This window comes from Pseudomonas sp. UV AK001, from assembly GCF_046097675.1.
GTDB classification, from domain to species: domain Bacteria; phylum Pseudomonadota; class Gammaproteobacteria; order Pseudomonadales; family Pseudomonadaceae; genus Aquipseudomonas; species Aquipseudomonas kribbensis.
On sequence record NZ_JBJUVZ010000004.1, the window covers coordinates 11,938 to 37,619 of the forward strand.

The 25,682-nt window shown below is 61.0% G+C and carries 25 protein-coding genes; 16 read left to right on the forward strand and 9 right to left on the reverse strand.

Translation table 11 applies throughout. The features are described from left to right. The first annotated feature begins 104 nt into the window (after positions 1 to 104). The 5 genes from ACKLNA_RS13470 (at position 105) to ACKLNA_RS13490 (ending at position 4,037) form a co-directional block, all read left to right on the forward strand. On the forward strand, positions 105 to 809 hold the full coding sequence (locus tag ACKLNA_RS13470) for a TetR/AcrR family transcriptional regulator (RefSeq protein ID WP_011332647.1): 705 nt from the start codon (positions 105 to 107) through the stop codon (positions 807 to 809). A gap of 72 nt (positions 810 to 881) precedes the next feature. Further along, a complete protein-coding gene (locus ACKLNA_RS13475; protein WP_248738195.1) occupies positions 882 to 1,436 on the forward strand; it encodes a hypothetical protein in 555 nt (184 codons plus the stop codon). A 33-nt stretch (positions 1,437 to 1,469) separates the two neighbouring features. Beyond that, the gene (locus ACKLNA_RS13480; protein ID WP_085712808.1) at positions 1,470 to 2,747 is read left to right on the forward strand and encodes a flavohemoglobin expression-modulating QEGLA motif protein; all 1,278 of its coding nucleotides are present in this window, start codon (positions 1,470 to 1,472) and stop codon (positions 2,745 to 2,747) included. A 58-nt stretch (positions 2,748 to 2,805) separates the two neighbouring features. Beyond that, entirely contained in the window at positions 2,806 to 3,711 is a 906-nt protein-coding gene (locus ACKLNA_RS13485; RefSeq protein ID WP_408986134.1) for an alpha/beta hydrolase, read from the forward strand. Continuing rightward, positions 3,708 to 4,037, forward strand: coding sequence for a hypothetical protein (locus ACKLNA_RS13490; RefSeq protein WP_408986135.1), 330 nt, complete (start codon positions 3,708 to 3,710; stop codon positions 4,035 to 4,037). The genes ACKLNA_RS13485 and ACKLNA_RS13490 overlap by 4 nt, the downstream gene beginning before the upstream one ends. 65 nt (positions 4,038 to 4,102) lie before the next feature. Here the strand turns inward: ACKLNA_RS13490 and ACKLNA_RS13495 are convergent, their stop codons facing one another. The 3 genes from ACKLNA_RS13495 to ACKLNA_RS13505 all read right to left on the reverse strand — a co-directional run bounded on the left by ACKLNA_RS13495 (position 4,103) and on the right by ACKLNA_RS13505 (position 6,062). Continuing rightward, complete coding sequence (locus tag ACKLNA_RS13495; RefSeq protein ID WP_085712811.1) at positions 4,103 to 4,891, reverse strand: OmpA family protein; 789 nt, start codon at positions 4,889 to 4,891, stop codon at positions 4,103 to 4,105. Positions 4,892 to 4,946: 55 nt separating this feature from the next. Beyond that, positions 4,947 to 5,351 (reverse strand): DUF4398 domain-containing protein, encoded by a 405-nt coding sequence (locus ACKLNA_RS13500; RefSeq protein ID WP_085697302.1) that lies wholly within the window; start codon positions 5,349 to 5,351, stop codon positions 4,947 to 4,949. 366 nt (positions 5,352 to 5,717) lie between these two features. Further along, positions 5,718 to 6,062 carry a pilin assembly protein gene (locus tag ACKLNA_RS13505; RefSeq protein ID WP_085729780.1) on the reverse strand — a complete coding sequence of 115 codons (345 nt, stop codon included), beginning with the start codon at positions 6,060 to 6,062 and terminating at the stop codon, positions 5,718 to 5,720. A 213-nt stretch (positions 6,063 to 6,275) separates the two neighbouring features. Here ACKLNA_RS13505 and ppc point away from each other — a divergent pair, with 213 nt between their 5' ends. The 6 genes from ppc to ACKLNA_RS13535 all read left to right on the forward strand — a co-directional run bounded on the left by ppc (position 6,276) and on the right by ACKLNA_RS13535 (position 12,830). Next, a complete protein-coding gene (gene ppc / locus ACKLNA_RS13510) occupies positions 6,276 to 8,906 on the forward strand; it encodes a phosphoenolpyruvate carboxylase (RefSeq protein WP_408986136.1) in 2,631 nt (876 codons plus the stop codon). Between the two features lie 300 nt (positions 8,907 to 9,206). After that, a complete protein-coding gene (gene adk / locus ACKLNA_RS13515; protein WP_085712812.1) occupies positions 9,207 to 9,854 on the forward strand; it encodes an adenylate kinase in 648 nt (215 codons plus the stop codon). 93 nt (positions 9,855 to 9,947) lie between these two features. Beyond that, entirely contained in the window at positions 9,948 to 10,622 is a 675-nt protein-coding gene (tsaB, locus tag ACKLNA_RS13520) for a tRNA (adenosine(37)-N6)-threonylcarbamoyltransferase complex dimerization subunit type 1 TsaB (RefSeq protein ID WP_119427144.1), read from the forward strand. A 173-nt stretch (positions 10,623 to 10,795) separates the two neighbouring features. Next, positions 10,796 to 11,104 carry a hypothetical protein gene (locus ACKLNA_RS13525; protein ID WP_085712814.1) on the forward strand — a complete coding sequence of 103 codons (309 nt, stop codon included), beginning with the start codon at positions 10,796 to 10,798 and terminating at the stop codon, positions 11,102 to 11,104. Further along, on the forward strand, positions 11,104 to 11,964 hold the full coding sequence (locus ACKLNA_RS13530) for a DUF72 domain-containing protein (RefSeq protein WP_085712815.1): 861 nt from the start codon (positions 11,104 to 11,106) through the stop codon (positions 11,962 to 11,964). The genes ACKLNA_RS13525 and ACKLNA_RS13530 overlap by 1 nt, the downstream gene beginning before the upstream one ends. A gap of 29 nt (positions 11,965 to 11,993) precedes the next feature. Then, entirely contained in the window at positions 11,994 to 12,830 is an 837-nt protein-coding gene (locus ACKLNA_RS13535) for an oxaloacetate decarboxylase (protein ID WP_408986137.1), read from the forward strand. Between the two features lie 12 nt (positions 12,831 to 12,842). Here the strand turns inward: ACKLNA_RS13535 and ACKLNA_RS13540 are convergent, their stop codons facing one another. Continuing rightward, on the reverse strand, positions 12,843 to 13,457 hold the full coding sequence (locus ACKLNA_RS13540; RefSeq protein WP_119427148.1) for an energy transducer TonB: 615 nt from the start codon (positions 13,455 to 13,457) through the stop codon (positions 12,843 to 12,845). Positions 13,458 to 13,550: 93 nt separating this feature from the next. Here ACKLNA_RS13540 and ACKLNA_RS13545 point away from each other — a divergent pair, with 93 nt between their 5' ends. Next, a complete protein-coding gene (locus tag ACKLNA_RS13545) occupies positions 13,551 to 14,333 on the forward strand; it encodes a class I SAM-dependent methyltransferase (RefSeq protein ID WP_085712818.1) in 783 nt (260 codons plus the stop codon). 45 nt (positions 14,334 to 14,378) lie between these two features. On the opposite strand, the gene ACKLNA_RS13550 is transcribed toward ACKLNA_RS13545, so the two are convergent. Beyond that, complete coding sequence (locus ACKLNA_RS13550) at positions 14,379 to 15,014, reverse strand: TetR/AcrR family transcriptional regulator (protein WP_408986138.1); 636 nt, start codon at positions 15,012 to 15,014, stop codon at positions 14,379 to 14,381. A 94-nt stretch (positions 15,015 to 15,108) separates the two neighbouring features. On the opposite strand from ACKLNA_RS13550, the gene ACKLNA_RS13555 reads away from it, so the two are divergent. The 3 genes from ACKLNA_RS13555 (at position 15,109) to ACKLNA_RS13565 (ending at position 21,033) form a co-directional block, all read left to right on the forward strand. Continuing rightward, positions 15,109 to 16,209, forward strand: coding sequence for an efflux RND transporter periplasmic adaptor subunit (locus tag ACKLNA_RS13555; protein ID WP_408986139.1), 1,101 nt, complete (start codon positions 15,109 to 15,111; stop codon positions 16,207 to 16,209). Positions 16,210 to 16,215: 6 nt separating this feature from the next. Next, positions 16,216 to 19,284 carry an efflux RND transporter permease subunit gene (locus tag ACKLNA_RS13560; protein WP_408986140.1) on the forward strand — a complete coding sequence of 1,023 codons (3,069 nt, stop codon included), beginning with the start codon at positions 16,216 to 16,218 and terminating at the stop codon, positions 19,282 to 19,284. Positions 19,285 to 19,869: 585 nt separating this feature from the next. Further along, positions 19,870 to 21,033, forward strand: coding sequence for a Fic family protein (locus tag ACKLNA_RS13565; RefSeq protein ID WP_408986141.1), 1,164 nt, complete (start codon positions 19,870 to 19,872; stop codon positions 21,031 to 21,033). Here ACKLNA_RS13565 and ACKLNA_RS13570 read toward each other — a convergent pair. The 3 genes from ACKLNA_RS13570 to plsB are packed head-to-tail and all read right to left on the reverse strand — an operon-like array spanning position 21,030 to position 24,699. Beyond that, positions 21,030 to 21,719: a DUF4197 domain-containing protein gene (locus tag ACKLNA_RS13570; protein WP_134825628.1), complete on the reverse strand. Its 690-nt coding sequence runs from the start codon at positions 21,717 to 21,719 to the stop codon at positions 21,030 to 21,032. The two genes, ACKLNA_RS13565 and ACKLNA_RS13570, sit on opposite strands and share 4 nt — an antisense overlap. 25 nt (positions 21,720 to 21,744) lie before the next feature. After that, positions 21,745 to 22,143, reverse strand: coding sequence for a YbaY family lipoprotein (locus ACKLNA_RS13575; RefSeq protein WP_408986142.1), 399 nt, complete (start codon positions 22,141 to 22,143; stop codon positions 21,745 to 21,747). Positions 22,144 to 22,194: 51 nt separating this feature from the next. Continuing rightward, positions 22,195 to 24,699, reverse strand: coding sequence for a glycerol-3-phosphate 1-O-acyltransferase PlsB (plsB, locus tag ACKLNA_RS13580; RefSeq protein ID WP_408986143.1), 2,505 nt, complete (start codon positions 24,697 to 24,699; stop codon positions 22,195 to 22,197). 237 nt (positions 24,700 to 24,936) lie between these two features. Here plsB and ACKLNA_RS13585 point away from each other — a divergent pair, with 237 nt between their 5' ends. Next, on the forward strand, positions 24,937 to 25,146 hold the full coding sequence (locus tag ACKLNA_RS13585; protein WP_007954750.1) for a cold shock domain-containing protein: 210 nt from the start codon (positions 24,937 to 24,939) through the stop codon (positions 25,144 to 25,146). A gap of 152 nt (positions 25,147 to 25,298) precedes the next feature. On the opposite strand, the gene ACKLNA_RS13590 is transcribed toward ACKLNA_RS13585, so the two are convergent. Next, the gene (locus ACKLNA_RS13590; protein ID WP_085729795.1) at positions 25,299 to 25,676 is read right to left on the reverse strand and encodes a hypothetical protein; all 378 of its coding nucleotides are present in this window, start codon (positions 25,674 to 25,676) and stop codon (positions 25,299 to 25,301) included. Positions 25,677 to 25,682: the final 6 nt, after the last annotated feature.

Consider the following 25,682-nt stretch of genomic DNA (forward strand, 5'->3'; position numbering starts at 1 on the left):
AAGCCGCCTGAAATGGGCGGCTTTTTATTGCCTGTCTGGTACAAACGTATCAAATGGTTACTTTTGAAAAAAACAACAGAGGAAGTCCTGTCGTGATCGGTGCAATGGCTCAAGAGGGTGCAGCGGGTATCGCCACTGCGGTCGCTGAAAGTGTTCAGTACCAGGGCCGCAAGGCCAGCCGACAGGGCAGCGAGCAGCGTCGGCAGGACATTCTCGATGCGGCGATGCGCATTGTCGTGCGCGATGGCGTGCGGGCCGTGCGTCACCGTGCGGTGGCGGCCGAGGCCGGTGTGCCGTTGTCGGCCACCACCTATTACTTCAAGGACATCGATGACCTGCTCACCGATACCTTCGCCCAATACGTCGAACGCAGCGCGGCCTACATGGCCAAGCTGTGGATCAACAACGAAGGCCTGCTGCGGGAAATGGTGGTCAGCGGCGACGGCAGCCCGGAGTCGCGCTCGCAACTGGCCGACGATATCGCCCGGCTGATGGCCGACTACGTGCACCGGCAATTGGTCAACCGCCGCGAGCATTTGATGGCCGAACAGGCGTTCCGTCAGGAAGCGCTGCTCAACCCGCGTCTGGCGGAACTGGTGCGTTCCCACCAGCAGATTCTGTTGCAGGGCACCTGCCAGTTGTTCCAGGTGCTGGGCTCCCGCGAGCCGCAGCAGGATGCCAAGGTGTTGACGGCGATTATCGGACGGATGGAATATCAGGGCCTGCTCAACGACGCCGAGCCTTTGGCCGAAGAGGACATGCTCGGCATTCTGACGCGCTATATGCATCTGGTGCTTGCGTCGGTGTAATTCTCGACCCTGATCGTTCCCACGCGGAGCGTAGGAACGATCAGAAGAAACGGGTGTTCAAGGGAGTGTCGAATGAAAGCCTGGCGTGGCGCGTTGATCGCGCTGTCGTTCCTGCTGCTCAGCGGTTGTCTGGTGACCTTCAAGGATCCGCTGCCCGCCCGTGAGCCGGCGCCCAGGGGCCTGCTCGGCGAATGGGCGAGCACCAATGCCTGGGGCGAGCCGATGAACCTGGAACTCACGCGTCTGGGCAATGACCGCTATCAGGCGGTCACCTGGTTCAAGGCCCGTCCCCATGAGCGGGAAGCTTATCCGTTCACTGTGTCGCGTCATGGCAACCGCTGGTATCTGTCGGCGAAGGTGCCGGCGCAGTATGGCGGGCACTTCACCATCGCCGGTTTCGAGATCACCGACAAACATGAACTGGTGATCTACAACCTCGATCTCGAACAGATCAACCAGGCCATTGCGCAGAAAAGCCTCGACGGCCAGGGCTTCCCGACCGATGACGGTCAGGGCGTGCAGGTCGACAGTCCGCTGGATAAGGTCTTTGCTTACCTCGACGACCCGGCCAATTCCGACGTTTTCGTCGAAGCGGCGCGCTACCAGCATCAGGCCAAGGCCAAATAATTCAGTTCGTCACGTTTTCTACAGGAGTTTCGGGTGGACGATTACCAGCAGACGATACGCACGCTGTCCGATCGCATTGTGCTGGCGCAGACGCCGATTCGCGTCCTTGACGCAGTCAAGTGGGACGAGAACATCCGCAAGGGGTTTCTCAAGGCCAAGGGCAAGGAATTGCCGGCGGTGGATCGCGACTACTACCTCAACCGGCCGCTGTCCTTCGATTCGAGCAAGGTCAAGCTGGAATTCCAGAACATCGAACGGGACATCACCCGCCAGCTCGGCCAGTTCAACCCGGTCGGCCAGATCATGCGCCGCATGTGCAAGGAATACCGGATGGTGGTGCGCATGCTCGAAGCGCGCGGCACCGAGGATTTCGGCCTGATTTCCCAGGAACTGTACGGCGCCGCGTCCGACGCGTTTCACGCCGGTGACCCGACGCTGGCCGACCTCGGTTTGATGATGTCGGACTACCTGAACAACATCGACGGCCGTGGCGACCTGAAGGACGAACCGAAGATCCTTACCGCCAAGGACGCCGTGCATTTGTTGCAGACGCGCCTGAACAAGGTGTTCGGCGAGGCCGAGGAAACCATCCGCGTGTTCGAGTCCGACGGTATCGTCGCCGACGCGGCAGCGGGCGCCGACTACATCAAGATCCGCACTGACGCGATGTTCAACGACCGCGACGTGCGCGCGCTGGAAGTCCACGAAGGCCTGGTGCACGTCGGCACCACGCTCAACGGTCTGAACCAGCCGATCTGCACCTTCCTGTCCAAGGGCCCGCCCTCGTCGACCGTGACTCAGGAAGGTCTGGCGATCCTGATGGAAATCATCACCTTCGCCTCTTACCCGAGCCGCCTGCGCAAACTGACCAACCGCACCCGCGCCATTCATATGGTGGAGGAGGGCGCGGACTTCCTGCAGATCTTCGAGTTCTTCCGCGAGCAGGGCTTCGAGATGGCGGAAAGCTACGGCAACGCCAGTCGGGTTTTCCGTGGATCGACGCCGACCGGTCTGCCATTCACCAAAGACTTGTCCTACCTCAAGGGCTTCATCATGGTTTACAACTACATTCAGTTGGCCGTGCGCAAAGGCAAGCTCGAGCAGGTTCCGCTGTTGTTCTGCGGCAAGACCACGCTGGAGGACATGCGAACCCTGCGGCAACTGGTGGATGAAGGCCTGGTGGTACCGCCGAAGTATCTGCCGGATCAGTTCCGCGACATGAACGCGTTGTCGGCGTGGATGTGCTTCTCCAACTTCCTCAATCACTTGAGCCTGGACCGGATCGAGGCCGATTACTCGAACATCCTGTAGCCCCCTTGAACGTTCCCACGCGGTGCGTGGGAACCCGAATTTCGCGAGGTTTCACCGGATGAGAATCCTCGGCATCCTCTGCCTGCTCCTGACCCTCGGCGGTTGCAGCTCTTTGCTGTTCTACCCCGAGCCGGGCCAGATATTCACCCCGGAAAAGGCCAAACTCGAATACCGCACCGTCACCCTGACCACCGCCGACGGCCTCAAGCTGAACGCCTGGTGGCTGCCTGCCAAACCCGGCGTCGAGGTCAAGGGCACGGTGCTGCACCTGCACGGTAACGGCGGCAACCTGCCGATGCACCTAGGCGGCAGTTGGTGGTTGCCGAAAAACGGCTATCAGGTGCTGCTGGTGGACTATCGCGGTTACGGCCTGTCCGAGGGCAAGCCGAGCCTGCCGGCGATCTATCAGGACATCGACGCGGCGTTTGCCTGGCTGGACAAGGCGCCGGAAGTCAAAGGCAAGCCGCTGATCCTGCTCGGTCAAAGTCTCGGCGGCTCGATGGCGGTGCACTGGCTGGTGCAACATCCGGAAAGACAAAAACAGCTCAAGGCTTTTGTGCTCGACGGGGTTCCGGCCAGTTACCGCAGCGTCGGCCAATACGCCCTCAGCACGTCGTGGATGACCTGGGCATTCCAGGTGCCGCTGTCGTGGCTGGTGCCGGACAGCGACAGTGCGATCAACTCGATGCCGCAGCTCAAAGGCGTGCCGAAATTGATCTTCCACAGCATCGACGATCCGCTGGTGCCACTTTCCAATGGCATCCGTCTGTATCAAGCTGCGCCGCCACCGCGCGTGCTGCAACTGACTCGCGGTGGCCATGTGCAGACCTTTGGCGATCCGGTGTGGCGCCAGGTCATGCTGCGTTACCTTGACGATCCCGAGCATTTCAACGGCCTGCGCCGCCTCGGCGAAGTCCCGAATTACCCGCCACCTCCGAATTCTGAAAACGAGAGTCCGCAATGAGTGAAGAACGCAACGCCATCCCGCTGATCATCACCGGTATCTGCAGCATCCTCGGCACCGTCGGCGCCCTGTGGTACTACGGCTACCTGCACTTCGCCAAACCCGAGGATGCGTTGCTGCTCAACGAATTCACCATGCTCAAGACCATTCCCGGCGAAGACTACAAGGTCTCCCTGGACCCGGCGCCGCAGGTGGCGCAGTGCATCGATGGCGTGCTGGTGCTGTTCGACACCGAACAGAAAGGCCTGACCGGGGTGCTGATCAACGGCCAGAAAAAGGCTGTGCGCTGCATGGGGCAGGACACGCCGCAGAAGCTCGAAGAGTAAACCTGCGACAAACAAAAGCCCCGCCTGATCAAATCAGGCGGGGCTTTTTCGTTGCGGCGTGAAGCTTAGTTCGAGCTGACAGCCGAACGTGGCATCACCGGCTGGTTGTCGTTGGAAATGGTCACTTCCACCCGACGGTTCATCGCACGGCCCGAGACGCTGCCGTTATCCGCGACCGGGTATTCCTTGCCGTAGCCCTGCACCACGATGCGCGACGGATCGACGCCCATCTTGATCAGCGCAACCTGCACCGAGGTCGCACGACGCTCGGACAGCGACTGGTTGTACGAAGCGGCGCCGGTGCTGTCGGTGTAGCCCTCGACGATCACCTTGCGATCAGGGTTTTCCTGAAGGAACTGCGCCAGTTTGTTGATGTTCACCAGACCGCTGGATTTCAGGTCGGCCTTGTTGGTGGCGAACAGCACGTCACCGAAGGTCACCAGCGTACCGCGATCGGTCTGCTTGGCATTGAGGCTGTCCTGCAGCTGTTTGATCTGTTGATCGCGGGCATCCAGACGGGCCTGGGCACGTTGGGCAGCGGCGTTCTTCAGGTTGTTTTCAGCGGTGCGCAGGGCGATGGTTTGCTTGGCCACTTCCACGCGCTGGTTGGTCAGGTAGGCCAACTGGTCGACCTTGGCCGCGTTTTCCTTGTCCAGATAGGCCTTGTCAGCCTTGTCCAGGTAATCGCTGGCGTCCTTGGTTTCCAGTGCCGCCACTTTGCTCGCCTGCGGGTTGGCCTGCAGGCCGGCGTAGTTGGTGCGCGCCTGTTCCAGGTTCGGGTTCGGCGGCGTCGAGCAGGCAGCCAGGGCAACGCTTGCGGCCAGGAGAGCGGGGATCATCAGTTGTTTACGCATAATCGTTCGTCCTTTCTATCGATAAGAGATTCAGTTTTGCGGTCGGGATGCGCGCTTATTGCACGGTGCGCTGACTTTCCTGACGCAGTTCCTGAACACCTTTCTGGGAATCCTTCACAGCCTGTTCGGCTTTCATCGCCTGAGCCTTGCGTTCGGCAACGCGGGCATCCCACTCGGCTTGCTCGGCCAGCGTGCGAGCCTCGTCATACTTCTTGTCGTGCATGGCGATTTCGGCTTGTTTGAGCTTGTCCTGCGCCTGCTTCATTTCCACGGCGGCGAACTCGGTACCGCCGGCGCTGACCGCGCTGTTCACGGCCGATTGAGTCACCGCGTATTGCTCGGTCGGTGGATTACCGGCACAACCGGCCAGCACGAAGCTGGTGCCGATGGCCAGGGCGGCCAGTTTCAGACCGCGCAGGTGGGAGAACGAGGTTTGGGTCTTCATGGTCTTCAACTCCATTGGTTAACTCCTTGGAAGCTTCGAAATCCATCCTGGTAGCGGAGCCGCAACCGTCATGTGCAAGTGCGTTTTGAAACGCTCGTTCCAGGCGTGGTTACCTGTTCCGACCGAAGGCTTTTTTTAAAAGTTCAGAAAAGATGGCTCATCGCCAAAAAATATTCTGACCGAATGGACAGGGCTCTAAACCGGGAACTTTGGCGGGGGAGAGTGGTACGCGCGGGCGAAAAAAGGCGTAAAAGCAGAGGAGAAACAGAGTCCCTGTGGGAGCTGGCTTGCCAGCGATGAGGTCATCAAATTCAACACATTTGCGGCTGAACCGGCGCCATCGAGGGCAAGCCATTTCCCACAGTTTTGGAGTGTCAGAGATCAGTGTTTTTGCTTGCCGGCAGCCGTCGACAAGTCCTGCAGATGACGCCGCGATAACGCAAGAAAACGCGGCGTAGGGCCAACATCTTCATACAGCGGATCGCCTTCTTCATCGGTAGCAACCACGGTCGAGCCCTTCACATACGGCAGGCTCGCCTCGAATTCTTCAAGCGCCGCACCGATCAGTTCGCCGAGCAGTTCTTCGGCGTGGCGTTTGGGGTACATCTCGGCAATCGCCGCCAGGCGCGCGGCAGCTTCCACATCCAGATGAATCGTGTAGCCGGTGTCGGTCAGGCGACCCTTGGCGGTTTCTTCCCAATGCTGGGCGAGTTCACGGATTTTCATGATGACCTCATGTCGTACCTGCTCGTGGCAGGTCTGGGTGAGTGTCCGCCGTCAGGCGGCGGCAGCCGTTGTGGGGCTTACTGTTGAGACTAGCTTCAGCGCGCAAGGTTTAAAGTCCCTTCGTCGTCTGCTTGTAAGAAGCGTTGCAGAGCGGCACTCTCTGTTCATCCACTCACTTGCGATCCGTCACCGATTACTGCTGGAGAGATGCTGATGACCGATATTGATGCACGCTTGCGCGAAGACGTTCACCTGCTCGGTGAGCTGTTGGGCAACACCATCCGTGACCAGTACGGCGAGGCGTTTCTCGACAAGATCGAGCAGATTCGCAAGGGCGCCAAGGCCGACCGACGCGGCTCGATGGATGCCGAACTCAGCGCCAGCCTCAATCAGTTGAGCGAAGACGAATTGCTGCCGGTGGCGCGGGCGTTCAACCAGTTTCTCAACCTGGCGAACATCGCCGAGCAATACCAGCTCATCCATCGCCGCGAAGAGTCGCAAGCCGCACCGTTTGAGTCCCGGGTGCTGCCGGAATTGCTCGCCCGTCTGCGCGAGGAAGGGCACAGCGCCGACTCCCTCGCCCGCCAGTTATCGCGACTGGAAATCGAACTGGTGCTGACCGCACACCCGACCGAAGTGGCCCGGCGTACGCTGATCCAGAAGTACGACGCGATTGCCGCACAACTGGCGGCCCAGGATCATCGCGACCTGACCAGCGCCGAGCGCGAGCAGATCCACAACACCCTGCAACGCCTGATCGCCGAAGCCTGGCACACCGAAGAAATCCGCCGCACCCGACCGACCCCGGTGGACGAAGCCAAGTGGGGTTTTGCGGTGATCGAGCACTCGCTGTGGCAGGCGATTCCCAACCATATGCGCAAGGCCGATCAGGCACTGTTTGCGGCCACGGGCCTGCGATTGCCGCTGGAGGCTGCTCCGATCCGCTTCGCTTCGTGGATGGGCGGTGACCGCGACGGCAACCCGAATGTCACCGCTGCGGTGACTCGCGAAGTGCTGTTGCTGGCGCGCTGGATGGCAGCAGATTTGTATTTGCGCGATGTCGATCACCTGGCCGCCGAACTGTCGATGCAGCAGGCCAGCGAGGTGCTCAAGGCCAAGGCCGGCGACAGCGCCGAACCCTATCGCGCCGTCCTCAAGCAATTGCGCGAACGCCTGCGCGCCACGCGCAACTGGGCTCATGCATCGCTGACCGCAACCACCCCGGCACCGGCCGATGTGTTGCACAACAATCGCGACCTGCTCGATCCGCTGGAGCTGTGCTACCACTCGCTGCACGAGTGCGGTATGGGCGTGATCGCCGACGGGCCGTTGCTCGATTGCCTGCGTCGGGCCGTGACCTTCGGCCTGTTCCTGGTGCGCCTCGATGTGCGTCAGGACTCGTCGCGGCACACCGCCGCCATGACCGAAATCACCGATTACCTCGGCCTCGGTCGCTATGAAGACTGGGACGAAGAACAGCGCATCAGCTTCCTGACCCGCGAACTGCAAAACCGTCGGCCGCTGCTGCCGGCGCATTTCAAACCCTCGGCGGACACCGCCGAAGTGCTCGCCACCTGCAAGGAAATCGCCGCCGCGCCGGGGGCTTCGCTGGGCTCCTATGTGATCTCCATGGCCGGCGCCGCCTCCGATGTCCTCGCGGTGCAACTGCTGTTGAAGGACTCTGGTGTGCTGCGGCCGATGCGCGTAGTGCCGTTGTTCGAAACCCTGGCAGACCTTGACAACGCCGGGCCGGTGATCGAGCGCCTGTTGCTGCTGCCGGGTTACCGCGCACGTCTGCAAGGCCCGCAGGAAGTGATGATCGGTTATTCCGACTCGGCCAAGGACGCCGGCACCACCGCAGCGGCCTGGGCGCAATACCGGGCGCAGGAGCGGCTGGTGGAAATCTGCCGCGAGCAGCAAGTCGAACTGCTGCTGTTCCACGGTCGCGGTGGCACCGTGGGCCGTGGCGGCGGCCCGGCTCACGCGGCGATTCTGTCGCAGCCGCCGGGTTCGGTGGCCGGACGCTTCCGCACCACCGAGCAGGGGGAAATGATTCGATTCAAATTCGGCCTGCCGGACATCGCCGAGCAAAACCTCAATCTGTATCTGGCTGCCGTGCTCGAAGCGACCTTGCTGCCCCCACCGCCTCCGACGCCGGAATGGCGGCATCTGATGGACGAATTGGCCGCTGACGGTGTGGCGGCCTATCGCGCCGTGGTCCGGGAGAATCCGCAGTTCGTCGAGTATTTCCGCCAGTCGACGCCGGAGCAGGAATTGGGGCGTTTGCCATTGGGCAGCCGTCCGGCCAAGCGTCGCGCCGGTGGCATCGAAAGTCTGCGGGCGATTCCGTGGATCTTTGGCTGGACCCAGACGCGTTTGATGCTGCCAGCGTGGCTCGGTTGGGAAACCGCACTGAGCAAGGCGCTGGAGCGCGGCGAAGGTGAGCTGCTGGGGCAGATGCGCGAGCAGTGGCCGTTCTTCCGCACCCGAATCGACATGCTGGAAATGGTCCTGGCCAAGGCCGACGCCGACATTGCGCTGTCCTACGACGAGCGACTGGTTGAGTCGGACTTGTTACCTTTGGGGGTGCACTTACGCGACCTATTGTCGCAGGCATGTTCCGTGGTCCTCGGCCTGACCGGTCAGTCGCAACTGCTGGCACATAGCCCGGACACCCTGGAATTCATCCGCCTGCGCAACACCTATCTTGACCCGCTGCATCTATTGCAGGCCGAACTGCTGGCGCGTTCGCGACAGCCGAACGTCGAGCAGGACAGCCCGGTAGAACAGGCGTTGCTGGTGTCTGTGGCGGGGATTGCCGCCGGTTTGCGAAATACCGGCTAAGGTTTTCTGCGTGGGGCGGGGTACCCGGGGCAAACGTCGGGTGCCGTTTAACGACCGTGGGAAAAATGCGGTCAGGCGACAGTTAATGATGGGGTTGCGACTTGGGGAACCGCGTCGCAAGGTCGCGGCGGGCGCCGGTTTCTCCGACTTTTGGCGTCTTGTGTGGGCGCAGCCTGCTGTGTATCTTGGTCAGCCTCTGGCCGTTTGGGCGGTCACGACCCTATTTCCAGGATTTCGCCCCATGAGGCGAATCCGTTGTTTTGCAAAAGCTTTTTATAAAAAAATTGAGGAGCACATCTAATGCGCGTCATTCTGCTGGGAGCTCCCGGGGCCGGTAAAGGTACTCAGGCTAAGTTCATCACCGAGAAATTCGGCATTCCGCAAATCTCCACCGGCGACATGCTGCGTGCTGCGGTCAAGGCCGGCACCGAACTGGGCATCAAGGCCAAGAGCATCATGGATGCCGGCGGCCTGGTGTCGGATGACCTGATCATCGCACTGGTAAAAGACCGCATCGCTCAGGCTGACTGCGCCAACGGTTTCCTGTTCGACGGTTTCCCGCGCACCATTCCTCAGGCTGAAGCGCTGGTGACTGCCGGTGTCGAGCTGGATGCCGTGGTTGAAATCGCCGTCGAAGACGAAGAAATCGTTCAGCGTATCGCCGGCCGTCGCGTTCACGAGGCCAGCGGCCGCGTGTACCACATCGTCTACAACCCGCCGAAGATTGCCGGTAAAGACGACATCACCGGTGAAGAGCTGGTGCAGCGCAAGGACGACACCGAAGAAACCGTGCGTCATCGCCTGTCGGTCTACCACTCGCAGACCAAGCCGCTGGTGGATTTCTACCAGAAGCTGTCGGCTGCCAACGGCAAGCCGAAGTACAGCCACATCCCGGGTGTCGGTTCGGTTGAAGCGATCACCGCCAAGGTTCTTGAAGCGCTGAGCTGAAAAACCTGATCCGCTGCATCATCCACGGCCCGCTTGCGGGCCGTAGTTGTTTATACTGGCGCACTTTTCCCCACCTGATTTACGGACACATCGATGAGCACCTTGCTGGCCCTGGACACCGCGACTGAAGCTTGCTCCGTTGCCTTGCTGCATGACGGCAAGGTCACGAGCCATTACGAGGTGATCCCGCGCCTGCACGCGCAGAAACTGCTGCCGATGATCCAGCAACTGTTGGCCGACGCCGGTACAACGCTGCAAGCGGTGGACGCGATTGCCTTCGGTCGTGGCCCGGGCGCGTTCACCGGTGTGCGGATCGCCATCGGCGTGGTTCAAGGTCTGGCGTTCGCGCTGGATCGTCCGGTGTTGCCGGTGTCGAACCTGGCGGTACTGGCGCAACGTGCTTATCGCGAACACGGCGTAAGCCAGGTCGCGGCGGCCATCGATGCGCGGATGGATGAAGTGTATTGGGGCTGCTACCGCGAGACGGCCGGGGAGATGCGTCTGGTCGGCACCGAGGCGGTGTTGCCGCCGGAAGTCGCTGCACTGCCGGACGATGCTACAGGCGACTGGTTCGGTGCCGGCACCGGTTGGGGCTACGGCGAGCGCATCGCTGTCAACCTGAGCGGTTCCGACGCGGGCATGCTGCCCCACGCCGAAGATCTGCTGACGCTGGCGCGTTTCGCCTGGGAACGTGGCGAGTCGATTCCGGCCGACGATGCCCAGCCGGTTTACCTGCGCGATAAAGTCGCCACGCCGAAAGCCCGCTGATGATTTCGACCCTGTGGCATTCGCCGCAGGGTCATGCCAAAGCCTGCCAATCGTCCGTTTCCAACCCCGCGCTTTAAACCTTTTGTCTTTTATGTGTTCTAGTTATCACTCGGCGATTTGCTAAGTCGGTCAGGTGCCGCTAAATTGCCATCATCGATACCGAGCATGACTTTATGCGTATAGACGGCGTTTCCACTCATTCCTACCCCATCAAGCGCAAGCCTCGCAAAGGCAATCCGGCGCTGGATGAATCCGTCGAGGATATTGAAGGCGAGCTGGAATTCCCCACCGAAGCGCAACTGGCTGCCCGCGCCGCCAAGGCCTCCGCGCAACGCCTGAGCAATCTGCCCGCCCGCCAACAAGACATGATTTATCACCGTGCGATGAAAAAAAGCGTGGCCATGGCCCTGGCCAGCTACCTGAGCACCGCCGGTTTTGTCGATTGGGACGCAGACGTGCTGGGCCTAGACCTGTACATCTGATGGATCTGCCTTACTACCTCGGTTGCCCGTCCTGGAGTGAAAACGCCTGGCGCGAGTATCTGTATCCGGTAGACGCCAAGACCTCCGATTTCCTCGGTCTGTATTCGCAAGTGTTCAACGCCGTGGAAGGCAACACGACTTTCTACGCCAGCCCGTCGCCGGCCACCGTGCAGCGTTGGGCCGAGGTCATGCCCGAACACTTTCGTTTCACCGCCAAATTCCCCGGCGACATCAGCCACGGCGGTGACCTGCGCGATCAACTGACCGCCGCCGAAACCTTCATCCAGTTGCTCAGCCCGCTCGGCGAGCGCGTATCGCCACTGTGGCTGCAACTGTCGAAAAGCTTTACCCCGCAACGCTTGCCAGAACTCGCAGCCTTCATTGACGCGTTTGATCGACCGCTGGCGGTGGAAGTGCGCCATGAGCAGTTCTTCGCCAAGGGCGAGAGTGAGCGCCTGCTCAATCGCCTGTTGCTGGATCGAGGGGTGGAACGTATCTGTCTTGATCCGCGCGCGTTGTTCAGTTGCCTGTCCACCGAGTCTTCGGTGATCCACGCGCAATCGAAAAAGCCCCGCGTGCCAACCCGCCCGGCAGCGTTCACCCAATTTCCGCAGGTACGTTTCATCGGCCATCCCGAGCTTGAGGCCAACGACCCGTTCCTGGTGCCGTGGGTGGCGAAGATTGCCGAGTGGATCGAAGAGGGCCGTACGCCGTACATCTTCCTGCACACCGCCGATAACATCCTGGCGGCCAAACTCGCGCAGCGATTCCATGCACAGCTGATGCAACGTTTGCCTGGCCTGCCATCGCTGCCTGAGCTATACAGAGAACCCGCTGCCGAGCAACTTGGCTTGCTCTGAGGCGTTTTTTTCTGCCCAGGAGCCTGCCGATGGACGCCCAAGCCCGCAAAGAACAAGTCCGTAAAGCCGAAACCTTCAAAGCCCTGCATGAACGGCCCGGGATTTTCGTGATTCCCAATCCGTGGGATGCCGGTTCCGCGAAGATGCTTGCCAGTCTGGGTTATCAGGCACTGGCGACCACCAGTGCCGGATACGCGTTTTCCCAGGGCAAGCCCGATGGCGCGCTTGGTCTCGAAGAAACCCTGAACAATGTTCGGGCAATTGCTGCAGCCACGGACTTGCCGGTGGCGGTGGATCTGGAAAACGGTTTTGCCGACGCTCCGGCCGAGTCGGCGCAAAGCCTGCTGCGCGCCGCCGAAGCGGGCGCCGTGGGTGGCTCGATCGAAGATGCCACTGGCCGTCCCGACACGCCGATCTACTGTTTCGAACATGCCGTGGCGCGGATCGAAGCCGCCGTTGCCGCTGTTCGAACCTTACCGTTTCCCTTCACCCTGACGGCCCGCGCGGAAAACTACCTGCACGGCAATCCGGATATCAACGACACCATTCGCCGTTTGCAGGCGTTCGCCGAGGCGGGGGCCGACGTGCTCTATGCTCCGGGCCTGAGAACGGCTGAAGAAGTGTTGGCGGTGGTGCGAGCGGTGGCGCCGAAACCGGTCAACGTGTTGATGTCCGGTGGCCTGAAACTGACCGTGCAGCAACTGGAAGAAATGGGTGTGAAGCGCATCAGTACCGGCTCGGCGCTGGCGCTGGCGGCGTTTGGCGAGTTCTTCCGGGCTGCCGAGGAAATCCAGCAATCGGGCACGTTCGGCTTCACTTCGCGTTCAATGCCGTACGCCAAGGCCAATCAATTCTTCAAGGGTTGAAGCGAGGCGGGATCAGGCGGCGATGCGCAAGTTCTGCTGAACGATCGGGCGTACCCAGCCGTTATCGAAGTCCAGGGCTTTCTGCTGTTCGACGATCTCTTCCGGCGGGAACGGCGGGTAAGGTTGCAGCAGATCCAGGTCGAACTCGGCAATCGGCAGGTACAGCGGCTTTTTCTGCGGGGCAGGGCCCGGTTCCGGAATCGGCTGGCCGTTGTTGATCACGACCGGACGAACCCAGCTGCTGTCGAAGTCCTGCTGCTTTTGCTGAGTCTTGATGTCTTCCGGCGGGAACGGTGGGTACGGCTCGGCCAGTGTCATATCGATTTCGGCAATCGGCAGGAACAGCGGCTCGGGCGGGCGTACCTGGGTTTCCACTACATCGCATTCGCGCTGGTCGATGATGTGGGCGTGCAGCTCGCTGCCGATAGTCGGTTCTTCAGGGCTTTCCAGATCGACCGGTGGGAATGTCCCGCAGGCCGGCACCACATCACTCGATTGTTCGGCCAGTGCCTGGGCAAAGAAATCCTGCCACAGGTGGCTGACGCCGCCCAATGCTTGAGTGTTATGACGGCTGAAATCGCCTGTGGGCGAAATGTAGCCAATCGATGTGGGAAGAATGCCTGACATTTTTTTCGGTCGACGCTCAGCTCTGGCAAAATGCGCGTTGATTGGGTTATCGGCGGTTTTTGCCGATCCTTAACTTTTTTGAGCGTGTTTTCCATGATTGAGCAACCCGCGGCCTGCCGCATCCATGTCGAAGCCCTCGGCCCGACGTTCGAAGCGCAGGCCGAGCAGTGGGCGCAGCGCCTGAATCTGCCGTTGCAGGTGGCCGACGGCGAGTTTGCCTTACAGGTCGGCGAGCAGGGCTTGCAGCTGCAACAGCTGGGGCCGGATGCGCCGGGCCCGGTGCGGGTCGATTTCGTCGAGGGTGGCGCGGCCCACCGTCGGTTGTACGGCGGTGGCAGCGGACAGATGATCGCCAAGGCGGTCGGTATCGCCCAAGGCGTGCGCCCGCGGGTGCTGGATGCCACGGCGGGGCTCGGGAAAGATGCGTTCGTGCTGGCGAGCCTGGGCTGCGAGATGAGCCTGATCGAGCGTCAGCCGCTGATCGGCGCGTTGCTGGAGGATGGTCTGGCCCGGGCGGCGGAAGATTTCGACGTGGCACCGATCGTGGCGCGGATGACGCTGCTCAAGGGCAACTCCATCGACGTGATGCGCAATTGGGAGGGCGAGCCGCCGCAGGTGATCTACCTCGACCCGATGTTCCCGCACCGTGAGAAAACCGCGCTGGTGAAGAAGGAAATGCGCCTGTTCCGCCCGCTGGTGGGTGACGATCCGGATGCACCGGCCTTGCTGGAAGCGGCGCTGGCGCTGGCCACGCACCGGGTGGTGGTCAAGCGTCCGCGCAAGGCGCCGTGCATCGAAGGGCCGAAGCCGAGCCATGCGCTGGATGGCAAATCCAGCCGCTATGACATCTACCCGAAGAAAGCGCTCAAGGCCTGAACCGTTCCACAAGAAAATCCCACGCATGGCGTGGGATTTTTGTTTTCAGGGTCGATAGGCGCGCATGAACAACTCGACCACTTCCTGCACATGGCATTCCGCCGCCTCGCCGGTCAGTGGTTCACCGCAGCCATACAGCAACCGGAAATTCCCCGCGCCCTTGATCAGGCAGAAGAAGTGTTCGGCGGCGTTGTGCGGGTTGTCGATACGCAGCGCGCCAGTCTCATCGATCCGCCGCAGAAGCCGCTCCATGCCTTGCACCATGCGCTGCGGGCCGGCCTCGAAGAAGATCAGCGACAGCTTCGGATCCTGACTGCCCAGCGCCATGATCAGGCGATGCAGGTTCACCGACTCATCGCTGTTGATCAGGTGGTGGAAGCCTCTGGCAATGTTCAGCAACACATTTTCCACCGCGATGCCGTCCGGCAATTCGAAGAACAGCGGCGGCAATTGCTCCTCGCATTTGGCCACAACGGCGGCGGAAAACAGCGTCTCCTTGTCATTGAAATGGCTGTAGACCGTCAGCTTCGACACGCCAGCCTCGGCGGCCACCGCGTCCATGCTGGTGTTGGCATAGCCGTGACTCAGGAACAGGATTTTCGCCGCTTCGAGAATCGCCTGGCGCTTGGCCGGATCCTTCGGGCGGCCGGGGCCGTTTGGAGCTGAAAGATTGTTCGACATTCTTCGCTTTTAATACTGGACTGGTGAGTTTGCTATTAATAACATACCGGCCAGTATAAATATTCCAAGCCTCCTTAGCGAAAGGTCCTTCACCATGTTCCGCCATGCGTTGTCCTTTGCGGTGCCAGTCACTCTGGCGTTTTTATTGTCGGCATGTGGCAAGGAAGAGGTGACGCCAGTCAGCGTGCGACCGGCCATGGTGGTGCAGCCAGAGCCTTCGGCGCAGGCGATGGAAAGTTATCCGGGCGAGGTTCGCGCCCGCTACGAACCGGATCTGGCATTCCGCATCGGCGGCAAAGTCAGCCGACGACTGGTCGAGGAAGGCCAGCGCGTGAAGGCTGATCAACCCCTGGCCGAACTCGATCCGCAGGACGTACGCCTGCAACTGGAAGCCACCCGCGCCCAGGTCACCGCCGCCGAAGCCAATCTGAATCTGGTGCGCGCCGAGCGTGACCGTTACAAGACCCTGATGGAACGGCAGATGGTCAGCCGCTCGGCCTACGACAATGCCGAAAACCTCTACCGCTCCGGTGAGGCGCGTCTCAAGCAGATCAAAGCCGAATTCAACGTCTCGACCAACCAGGCCAGTTACGCCGTGCTGCGTGCGCCTCAGGATGGCGTGGTGGCCAAGCGCTCGGTGGAAGTCGGGCAAGTGGTCGCCGCCGGGCAGACCGTATTCACCCTCGCCACCGATGGCGAACGCGAAGTGCTGATCAGCTTGCCGGAGCAGAGCTTCGGCCGCTTTAAGGTCGGCCAGCCTGTGTCCGTGGAGCTGTGGACGCAACCGAACCAGCGCTTCGCCGGCAAAATCCGTGAACTGTCGCCAGCGGCCGATCCAAAATCCCGGACCTTCGCCGCCCGCATCGCCTTCACCGCCGGCAACGTGGCTGTCGAACTAGGCCAGAGCGCCCGGGTGTTCGTGCAGACCGCTGACGTGATCCCGCTGTCGGTGCCGCTCTCGGCCCTGACTGCCGAAAACGGCGCGACCTACGTCTGGGTTGTCAGCGCCAACAATACCTTGAAGAAAACCCCTGTGCGTGTCGGCCCGTTCGGTGAGAAAACCGTGCCGGTGCTCGAAGGACTCAACGCCAGCGACTGGGTCGTGGCCGCCGGCGTGCATGTGCTGCTGGAGGGGCAGCAGGTGCGTCCCGTGGATCGCTCCAACCGTGTGGTCAATCTGGCGGACAAGGAGTAAGTCCCGATGCGCTTCAACCTTTCCGAATGGGCGCTGCGTAATCGCCAGATCGTACTGTTCCTGATGCTTTTGCTGGCCATCGTCGGCGCCTTGTCCTACACCAAGCTCGGCCAGAGTGAAGACCCGCCGTTCACCTTCAAGGCCATGGTCATTCAGACCCGCTGGCCCGGCGCCACGGCGCAGGAAGTCTCGCGTCAGGTCACCGAGCGCATCGAAAAGAAACTGATGGAAACCGGCGAGTACGAACGCATCGTTTCGTTCTCCCGTCCCGGTGAATCACAGGTCACCTTCATTGCCCGCGACTCGATGCATTCGGTCGAGATTCCGGATCTCTGGTACCAGGTGCGCAAGAAGGTCGGCGATATCCGCCAGACCCTGCCACCGGGCATTCAGGGCCCATTCTTCAACGATGAATTCGGCACCACGTTCGGCAATATCTACGCCCTCACCGGCGACGGCTTCGACTACGCCGTGCTCAAGGATTACGCCGACCGCATCCAGATCCAGCTGCAACGGGTCAAGGACGTGGGCAAGGTCGACCTGCTCGGGCTGCAGGACGAGAAGATCTGGGTCGAGCTGTCCAACGTCAAACTCGCCACCCTCGGCTTGCCGCTGGCGGCAGTCCAGCAGGCACTGGAAGAGCAGAACGCGGTGTCCACCGCCGGGTTCTTCGAAACCGGCAGTGAGCGATTGCAGCTACGGGTTTCGGGGAATTTTCAGACAGTCGACGAGATCAAAAACTTCCCGATCCGGGTCGGTGATCGTACGTTCCGCATCTCCGATGTCGCCGACGTGCGGCGCGGTTTCAATGATCCGCCGGCGCCGCGCATGCGCTTCATGGGCGAAGACGCGATCGGGCTCGCGGTGGCGATGAAGGACGGCGGTGACATTCTGGTGCTGGGCAAGGCCCTGGAAACCGAATTCTCCCGAATCCAGAAAAACCTCCCGGCCGGCATGCAACTACGCAAGGTCTCCGATCAGCCGGCGGCGGTGAAAAGTGGCGTCGGCGAGTTCGTCCAGGTCCTGGTCGAGGCGCTGGCCATCGTGTTGCTGGTGAGTTTCTTCTCCCTCGGCGTGCGCACCGGCATGGTGGTGGCGTTGACCATTCCGCTGGTGCTGGCGATGACCTTCGCCTGCATGTATTACCTCGGTATCGGCCTGCACAAGATTTCCCTCGGCGCGCTGGTGCTGGCCCTGGGTTTGCTGGTGGACGACGCGATCATCGCCGTGGAAATGATGGCGATCAAAATGGAGCAGGGCTTCGACCGGATCAAGGCGGCCAGTTACGCCTGGACCAGCACCGCATTCCCGATGCTCACCGGTACGCTGATCACCGCCGCCGGTTTCCTGCCGATTGCCACCGCGCAGTCCGGCACCGGTGAATACACCCGCTCGATTTTCCAGGTTGTCACCATAGCGTTGCTGGCTTCGTGGGTGGCGGCGGTGATGTTTGTGCCGTACCTCGGGGAAAAACTCCTGCCGGACCTGGCGAAAATTCACGCGGCCAAACACGGCAGTGGTGACGGTCAGCCGGACCCTTATGCCACACCGTTTTATCAGCGGGTTCGACGTCTGGTGGAGTGGTGCGTGCGTCGGCGTAAAACGGTGATCGTGCTGACGGTGGGGCTGTTTGTCGCTTCGGTGATGCTGTTCAAGTTCGTCCCGCAGCAGTTCTTCCCGGCCTCCAACCGGCTGGAACTGATGGTTGACCTGAAGCTGGCGGAAGGCGCGTCGCTGGCCAACACCACCGCCGAGGTCAAGCGACTGGAGGCGATGCTCAAGGATCATGCCGGCATCGACAATTACGTGGCCTACGTCGGCACCGGCTCGCCGCGTTTCTACCTGCCGCTGGATCAACAGCTGCCGGCGGCCAGCTTCGCCCAGTTCGTCGTGTTGGCGAAAACCATCGAGGAACGCGAAGCCCTGCGCACATGGCTGATCGATACCTTGAACGAACAATTCCCGGCCCTGCGCTCGCGGGTCACTCGACTGGAAAACGGCCCGCCGGTTGGCTATCCGGTGCAGTTCCGCGTCACGGGCGAGCACATCGAGGAAGTCCGTGCGCTTGCCCGGAAAGTCGCGGCCAAGGTGCGTGAGAACCCGCATGTGGTGAACGTGCATCTGGACTGGGAAGAACCGAGCAAGGTCGTGTACCTGAACATCGATCAGGACCGCGCCCGGGCTCTGGGTGTCAGCACGGCGAATCTGGCGAAATTCCTTAAGAGTTCGCTGACCGGTTCCAGTGTCAGCCAGTACCGCGAAGACAACGAACTGATCGAAATCCTCCTGCGCGGCACCGTGCATGAGCGTACCGAGCTGTCGCTGCTGCCGAGTCTGGCGGTACCGACCGACAACGGTCGCAGCGTTGCGCTGTCGCAGATTGCCACGCTGGAATATGGCTTCGAGGAAGGCATCATCTGGCATCGCAACCGACTGCCGACCGTAACCGTGCGGGCCGACATCTATGGCAAGGAGCAACCGGCGACGCTGGTGAAACAGATCCAGCCGACCCTCGATCCGATCCGTGCCGAATTGCCTGACGGTTATCTGCTGGACGTCGGCGGAACCGTAGAAGACTCCGAGCGCGGGCAGAAGTCGGTGAATGCCGGGGTGCCGATGTTCATTGTCGTGGTGCTGACGTTGCTGATGGTGCAGCTGCGCAGTTTCTCGCGCACGGCGATGGTGTTTCTGACGGCGCCGCTGGGGCTGATCGGGGTGACATTGTTTTTGCTGGTGTTCCGTCAGCCGTTCGGGTTTGTGGCGATGCTGGGGACGATTGCGCTGTCGGGGATGATCATGCGCAACTCGGTGATTCTGGTGGATCAGATCGAGCAGGATATTGCGGCGGGGCTCAAGCCCTGGCAGGCGATCATCGAGGCCACGGTGCGGCGGTTCAGGCCGATTGTGTTGACGGCGCTGGCGGCGGTGCTGGCGATGATTCCGCTTTCACGCAGTGTGTTTTTCGGGCCGATGGCAGTGGCGATCATGGGGGGGTTGATTGTGGCGACTGCTTTGACGCTTTTGTTTTTGCCGGCGTTGTATGCGGCTTGGTTCCGGGTTCGCAAGGAGTCTTGAGGCTGTTTGAGCGTGGCGGCCTTTGGGCCGGCCATGCTCTGGGTGTTTTGGGTACATATCCGTTGCTGCGGTAACGGCTTCTTATGGTTTCGCCCTTACGGCGAGTCCCTTTTGGCAAACGCCCCAAAAGGAACCAAAAGGTCTGGGCCCCGGCGTTCGGCCCCTCGCTGGGGCTCGGGGTTCCTTCGCTCCGGGATTAATCCGGGGGCATCGCCTCCGGTTTGCTTCGCTGCACCTCCTCTCGATGTGTTCGACTTCGTCGAACGGCGCTGCGCGCCTGCCCCCGGATGAATCCCTCCACTCAGCCGGCCGAAGGGGCCGGCACGTCAAAAGCGTTACTCGAGCTAACGCTCATCGTGTTGAGTGGGGTGGCTATGCCACATTTTTGGGGAGCACGTTTCAACTGTGGGAGCTAGCCTGCTAGCGATGGCGGTCTGTGGGCCGACCTATTTCTTTTGAGAGCAAGCAGCTTTGTAGGACCTTGCGCCGTCTCCTACGTTTTTTTCAGACGGCTCCGATATTGAGTCGCTGTGTTGGCGGTGCTGTACTCGAGGCTGTTTTTCAGCCTTGTTTGAGTCAGCTTTGATGAAGAAACCGCCGGTATTGAAGGGTCGGGCCGATCCGGTCTTTGAGTTGTTGATGCGCGCGCCTCACAAGCAGCGTCTGGCGGATTATCTTGCGTTGCTCAAGCCGCTGGATGATCAGGGGCGGTATCTGCCTTTTGAGGATTTGCGGTATCGCTGGGCCAGCGGGCTGGATTCGCGTTTGTGTTGGGCGTTGGTCAAGAAGGCGCGGGTCGCTCAGTACATTCATCTTCTGCCGCTAGGGGAACCGGCGCAGTGGGGGAAGTTTGTGCCGACGCCCACCGCGCAGAAGGCCCTTTCAGTGGTTGATCGGCAAACTACGACGGCGTCGCTGGAGTACATGACCAGCCAGATAGGCGAGCGGGCGCATTTCAGTTATTTGCTCAACGATCTGATCGAGGATGAGGCGATCAGCAGCAGTCAGCTGGAGGGCGCCGCGACCACTACCCGTGTTGCCAAGGACATGCTCAAGCAACGGCGTCAGCCGCGTACGCCGGATGAGCGGATGGTCATGGGTAATTACCGGATGATGAATTTCGCCTGGGAAAAACGTTACGAGCCATTGAGCGTGGAGTTGATTGCGTCGATCCATCGAGTCGGTGTCGAAGGCATTGATGACGAGCAGTATCACCCCGGGCTTTTCAGGGCCAATGATGAAGTGGTGGTGCAGGACGGCGAAGGGAATACCGTGCACTCGCCACCGCCTGTGGCCGGACTGGTGAGGCGACTGGATTTGCTCTCGCAGTGGATCAATCAACCACAGGGTTCACCTCGGCAAAAAAACTATCTGCATCCGCTGATCAAGGCGATCACGCTGCACTTTGCCTTGGGTTACGAACATCCGTTTCGCGACGGCAACGGGCGGGTCGCCAGGGCGCTGTTTTACTGGTTCATGTTCAAGCATGAGTTTTCGGCGTTTCGCTATATCGCGATCAGTCTTTTACTGCGCAACGCGCCGGTAAAGTACGGGCGGTCGTATTTGCACAGCGAAGCCGATGAGCTCGATCTGACGTACTTCATCGAGTTTCAGTGTTCGGTGATTCTGCGGGCGGTGGAGGGGTTTACCGATGTGTATCGCAAGAGTGTGGCGTACAGCGATATTGGACGGCGGAACGGATTGAATAACGGGAGCGAGACACCTCACTCCCGTGTCGTGTCGGCTTAGAGCGTACCGAACACTTTTTTCGCCAGACTCGTCGCCGCAGCGGCCGGGTTCTTGCGGATGGTTTCTTCCTGTTTGCCGATCATTTCGAACAGGCCGTTCAGCGCTTGTTCGGTGACGTAGCTTTCGATGTTCGCGCTCTTCGCGTCGACCACGCCCAGAGTCGCAGCCTGGCCGGCGAACGAGTTGTACTTCTGCGCCACGCCTACCTTGTCGGTCGCCTGTTTGACGATCGGCAAGAACTTGGCGCGGATCTGTTCGCGGCTGGACTTGTCCAGGTATTGGGTGGCGGAGTCGTTGCCACCGCTGAGGATGCCTTTGGCGTCGGCCACGCTCATTTTCTTCACGGCGTCGACCAGGATCGGCTGGGCCTGGGTCACGGCGGTTTCCGCAGCCTTGTTCATGGCGGTTTCCAGTTCATCGACCTGGGCGCCCATGCCGAACGCTTTCATCTTGCCGGCGACTTTGCCGAGTTTGCCCGGCAGTTCGATTTTTACGTCCGGGTTGTTGCTGAAACCACCCGGCGTGCCGAGCTGTTTGACGGCCAGTTGCGCACCCTGGGTCAGGGCATCCTTGAGGCCGCCGGTGGCGTCGCCTTGCGACAGGTCGCTGAGGGACAGGGCCATGGCGCTGGCGGAGATCATCAGGCCCGCGCACAGGCCGGCGAAGCGAAGGGTAGGGCGGAGCATCAAGGCTTCCTTGTTCATAAAAGCGTTAGCGGGCGGCGTCGACGCGGATCTTCAGCGGCTGCGGATCCTTGCCATCAAGCTGCACGGCATGGTTTTCGGTGGTGATGAACATCAGCTCGCCGTTGACCTCAATGCGTGCGCTGACCGAGTAGCGGTGGCCGGGTTTGACCTGGGCCGGATCGTAGCTCAAATGGAACGGCAACGGCACTTGTCCCTTGATCGGGCCTTTCTGTTCATCGAGCACGACGGCCGGCGCATCGGCCAGCGAAACGTCCTGCAGGCTCACACTCAAGGTCGCGCTTGGTGGCAGGGCGATGCGTTGCAGGTAGAACACTTCGCCGTCGAGGCTCGCTTTGCCGCTCGGTGTAGTGGACTGGCAGGCGCTGAGCAAAGTGGCTGCGGCCAGCAGGGTTAGTTTTTTCATCGGAAATCTCCGTATCGACGGCGCCAGAAGAAGCCTGGCGCCTGTAGGAATCTAGTCGCTTTGTGCGGGGGCTGCGGGCTGATCGGCTGCATCTTCGCTGCGATGTAGCGCCACCTGGCGGATCGACAATCGAATTTCCGCCGGCAACACCCGTTTCGCTGCACCTTCGGCCAGTTCTCCAAGCAGTTCGTGATAACTCAACTTGCCCGCTTCGTCGCGACGCAGCACGTCGAGATCGAGCATCGTCTGGATGAAGTGGCGGAACAGGCTCTTGTCGAAGAACTCCGGTGCGTTCAGGCCATGCAGGATCGACAGGCGCTGGGCCATGACCGTGCACAGGTCTTCCAGTTCTTCAGCGCTGATGGTGTTCTGGCCGGCGTTTAGCAACAACGACACGGTCATGTAGAAGCGCTGCAGGGTCTGGGCGATGCTCTTCGACAGCAGGGTCAGCAGCACGAAATGCCGTGAGCTCGGCGCCGGGCGCAGGTAGACGTCTTTCTCGAAACGCAGCAGGCCCTGTTCGACGAAAGCCTCCAGCCACTGATCGATCACCGCATCCAGCTCCTCCAGGCTCCAGCGGATGAACAGCTCCGCTTGCAGGTACGGATACAGCGCTCGGGTGTAGCGCAGGATCTGCTCGCGGCTCATGCGCGAAGTGCTCTGGAAGAAGCTCGCGAGCAACGCCGGCAGGGCGAAGATGTGCAGGACGTTGTTGCGGTAATAGGTCATGAGGACGGCGTTCTGCTCGTCCAGATACAGAATCTTGCCCAGTGCATCGTTCTGCTCGGACAGCAGATCCATGTCCTTCACATGCTCGATCAGTGCCCGGCCATCGCCTTCCGGCAAGGTGGTGTGTGGCGAGTACGGGACTTTGCGCAGCAGCGCCAGATACAGATCCAGCACCCGCGCCATGGCCCGATCGTCCAGTGCCAGACGAGTGGTCGACAGCAGCGCCAGCGCCACCAGGTTGACCGGGTTGATCGCCGCCGCTTCGTTCAGGTGCTGCGCGACTTTCTCGCCGAGGCGATTGGTGGTTTCGTTGAGCCACGCCGGTTTGAATTGCGGGCCCAGTTCCTGCTGGCGCCAGCCCGGCTGCTCGCTGTCGAGGAACTCCGCCAGTTTGATCGGCTCGCCGAAGTTCACCGCCACCTGGCCGAAGCGCTGCTTGAGCGCGCCGATGACTTTGAAGATGTCGAAGATCGACTCTTTCTTCTTGCTCGCGCCGCGCAGTTCGCCGAGGTAAGTCCGGCCTTCAAGCACGCGCTCGTAACCGATGTACACCGGCACGAACACGATCGGCATCCGCGAGGAACGCAAGAAGCTGCGCATCGTGATTGCCAGCATCCCGGTTTTCGGCTGCAGCATGCGCCCGGTACGCGAGCGACCGCCCTCGACGAAGTATTCGACCGGGAAGCCCTTGGTGAACAGGGTGTGCAGGTATTCGTTGAACACCGAGGTGTACAGCGGATTGCCCTTGAACGTACGGCGCATGAAGAACGCACCGCCACGGCGCAGCAGACTGCCGATCACCGGCATGTTGAGGTTGATCCCGGCCGCAATGTGCGGAGGGGTCAGGCCGTTGCGAAACAACAGGTACGACAGCAGCAGGTAGTCGATGTGGCTGCGGTGGCACGGCACGTAGATCACTTCGTGACCCTGGGCGACCTTCTGCACGCCTTCGATGTGGTTGACCTTGATTCCGTCGTAGATCTTGTTCCAGAACCAGCTCAGCACCACTTCAAGAAAACGGATCGCGGTGTAGGTGTAGTCCGAGGCGATCTCGTTGCCGTAGCGCAGGGCCTGGGCCTTGGCTTTTTCCGGGGAGATGTTTTCGCGTTCGGCTTCATCGAGGATCGCCTGCCTGACCAGTGGCTGGTTGAGCAGGCCCTTGACCAGGTTGCGGCGGTGGGAGATGTCCGGGCCGATCACCGCAGCCTTGAGGTTGCGGAAGTGCACCCGCAGGATCCGCTGGGCCATGCGCACGGTGCGCTCGTGGCCCTTGTTGTGTTCGATCAGTTCGCGCAGGTGGATCGGCGCGGAGAATTGCACGCGGGTCTTGCGCCCCAGAATCATGATGCTCAGCAGCCGGCGCAGGCGCCCGGTGACGGCCCAGCTGTCGGCGAACAGGAGTTTCCAGGGGCTGTTTTCGCTGTCCGGCGACTGACCCCAGAACACGCTGACCGGAATGATCTGCGCGTCCTCGGCGGCATTCTGGCTGAGGGCGCTGACCAGTCGGGTCAGGGTCGGCGGTGCGCCGCGTTTGTCCTGGCGGCCGAGCCAGTCCGGGTCCGGCGTCAGGTAGAAGAACGCCGCCGGTTCGATCAGCGAACCCACGGACACCGGCAGCACCGGGCGCGGCAGACCGGCCTTGGTGCACTCGGTGTCGACCACCGCCAGATCAGTCAGCGATGGGTTTTGCAGGACGTAGAACACCGGACGACTGCGGTCGAGGTTGAGGGTGAACGACGACTGGTTGATCGTCTCGGAGCGAACCCAGAGATACAACAGTCGGCGCAAGGTGCCAAACACAAGACGGCGGAACGGGGAACGGGTCATACGGCTTCTGCGTGAGTGGATAAACCGAGCGTTTGCTCGGGCGGTCGATAGTGTGCCGGATTCATGGAAAATCGGCAAAAAAGCGGCGAAGTAATCTCCTGTTGAGAGTTTTGCCGCCTGTCATATACTCGGCGGTCTGTCGCCGGGGCCCTTTTATGGACGTCGGACGCAGGCTGACGTTCCGCAAAGGCTTTCCTGCGAAAAGCCTGTTCAATAATAAAAAAGGAGTATGAACAGATGGCAACACGTGAGACCGGCAACGTGAAGTGGTTCAACGACGCCAAGGGCTACGGCTTCATTCAGCGCGAAGACGGGGTGGACGTGTTCGTGCACTACCGCGCGATCCGCGGCGAAGGCCACCGTTCGCTGACCGAAGGTCAGCAGGTTGAATATGCGGTGGTGGAAGGGCAGAAGGGGTTGCAGGCTGAAGACGTGGTCGGGTTGTAAACCACACTCTTCGGATCCCCGGAAAACACTGTGGGAGCGGGCTTGCCCGCGAATGCGGTTTGTCAGCCACCTCTATGTTGGATGTGCCGCCGCCTTCGCGGGCAAGTCGAAGCGTCGAACCGCCGCTCCCACAGGTTTTGTGTACTGCTTTGTTATGCAGTTTTCCAGGTGATTTCTTCTTCACCGTCTTCGCTGATCCGGATCCAGCGGTCCGCCGTTTCCTCACCTTCTTCCTCGACCCACGTCCCCGGCGCGCAGCGCACTTCGACGTTCAGCGCGGCAAACGCTGCACGGGCACAGGCGATATCGTCATCCCATGGCGTCTGGTCGCTTTCCAGGTACAGGCTGTTCCACTTGCCCACGGCTTTCGGCAGCCAGGTCACCGGGATGTTGCCGGCCTTACACTTGTACGTCTGACCTTTCTGTACCCAGTCGCTGCACGGGCCAAGGGCGGCGCCCAGCCAGGCGGAAATGGCCTTGTGGTCGACGTCGGCGTCTTTCAGGTAAATCTCGATGTCCGGTTGGCGCATGGATAT

Excerpts from the sequence above, each read along its gene's own strand:
- ACKLNA_RS13470 (WP_011332647.1), top strand. The coding sequence starts at position 105 with ATGGCTCAAGAGGGTGCAGCGGGTATCGCCACTGCGGTCGCTGAAAGT.
- ACKLNA_RS13475 (WP_248738195.1), top strand. The coding sequence starts at position 882 with ATGAAAGCCTGGCGTGGCGCGTTGATCGCGCTGTCGTTCCTGCTGCTC.
- ACKLNA_RS13485 (WP_408986134.1), top strand. The coding sequence starts at position 2,806 with ATGAGAATCCTCGGCATCCTCTGCCTGCTCCTGACCCTCGGCGGTTGC.
- ACKLNA_RS13490 (WP_408986135.1), top strand. The coding sequence starts at position 3,708 with ATGAGTGAAGAACGCAACGCCATCCCGCTGATCATCACCGGTATCTGC.
- ACKLNA_RS13495 (WP_085712811.1), bottom strand. The coding sequence starts at position 4,891 with ATGCGTAAACAACTGATGATCCCCGCTCTCCTGGCCGCAAGCGTTGCC.
- ACKLNA_RS13500 (WP_085697302.1), bottom strand. The coding sequence starts at position 5,351 with ATGGAGTTGAAGACCATGAAGACCCAAACCTCGTTCTCCCACCTGCGC.
- ACKLNA_RS13505 (WP_085729780.1), bottom strand. The coding sequence starts at position 6,062 with ATGAAAATCCGTGAACTCGCCCAGCATTGGGAAGAAACCGCCAAGGGT.
- ppc (WP_408986136.1), top strand. The coding sequence starts at position 6,276 with ATGACCGATATTGATGCACGCTTGCGCGAAGACGTTCACCTGCTCGGT.
- adk (WP_085712812.1), top strand. The coding sequence starts at position 9,207 with ATGCGCGTCATTCTGCTGGGAGCTCCCGGGGCCGGTAAAGGTACTCAG.
- tsaB (WP_119427144.1), top strand. The coding sequence starts at position 9,948 with ATGAGCACCTTGCTGGCCCTGGACACCGCGACTGAAGCTTGCTCCGTT.
- ACKLNA_RS13525 (WP_085712814.1), top strand. The coding sequence starts at position 10,796 with ATGCGTATAGACGGCGTTTCCACTCATTCCTACCCCATCAAGCGCAAG.
- ACKLNA_RS13530 (WP_085712815.1), top strand. The coding sequence starts at position 11,104 with ATGGATCTGCCTTACTACCTCGGTTGCCCGTCCTGGAGTGAAAACGCC.
- ACKLNA_RS13535 (WP_408986137.1), top strand. The coding sequence starts at position 11,994 with ATGGACGCCCAAGCCCGCAAAGAACAAGTCCGTAAAGCCGAAACCTTC.
- ACKLNA_RS13540 (WP_119427148.1), bottom strand. The coding sequence starts at position 13,457 with ATGTCAGGCATTCTTCCCACATCGATTGGCTACATTTCGCCCACAGGC.
- ACKLNA_RS13545 (WP_085712818.1), top strand. The coding sequence starts at position 13,551 with ATGATTGAGCAACCCGCGGCCTGCCGCATCCATGTCGAAGCCCTCGGC.
- ACKLNA_RS13550 (WP_408986138.1), bottom strand. The coding sequence starts at position 15,014 with ATGTCGAACAATCTTTCAGCTCCAAACGGCCCCGGCCGCCCGAAGGAT.
- ACKLNA_RS13555 (WP_408986139.1), top strand. The coding sequence starts at position 15,109 with ATGTTCCGCCATGCGTTGTCCTTTGCGGTGCCAGTCACTCTGGCGTTT.
- ACKLNA_RS13560 (WP_408986140.1), top strand. The coding sequence starts at position 16,216 with ATGCGCTTCAACCTTTCCGAATGGGCGCTGCGTAATCGCCAGATCGTA.
- ACKLNA_RS13565 (WP_408986141.1), top strand. The coding sequence starts at position 19,870 with ATGAAGAAACCGCCGGTATTGAAGGGTCGGGCCGATCCGGTCTTTGAG.
- ACKLNA_RS13570 (WP_134825628.1), bottom strand. The coding sequence starts at position 21,719 with ATGCTCCGCCCTACCCTTCGCTTCGCCGGCCTGTGCGCGGGCCTGATG.
- ACKLNA_RS13575 (WP_408986142.1), bottom strand. The coding sequence starts at position 22,143 with ATGAAAAAACTAACCCTGCTGGCCGCAGCCACTTTGCTCAGCGCCTGC.
- plsB (WP_408986143.1), bottom strand. The coding sequence starts at position 24,699 with ATGACCCGTTCCCCGTTCCGCCGTCTTGTGTTTGGCACCTTGCGCCGA.
- ACKLNA_RS13585 (WP_007954750.1), top strand. The coding sequence starts at position 24,937 with ATGGCAACACGTGAGACCGGCAACGTGAAGTGGTTCAACGACGCCAAG.
- ACKLNA_RS13590 (WP_085729795.1), bottom strand. The coding sequence starts at position 25,676 with ATGCGCCAACCGGACATCGAGATTTACCTGAAAGACGCCGACGTCGAC.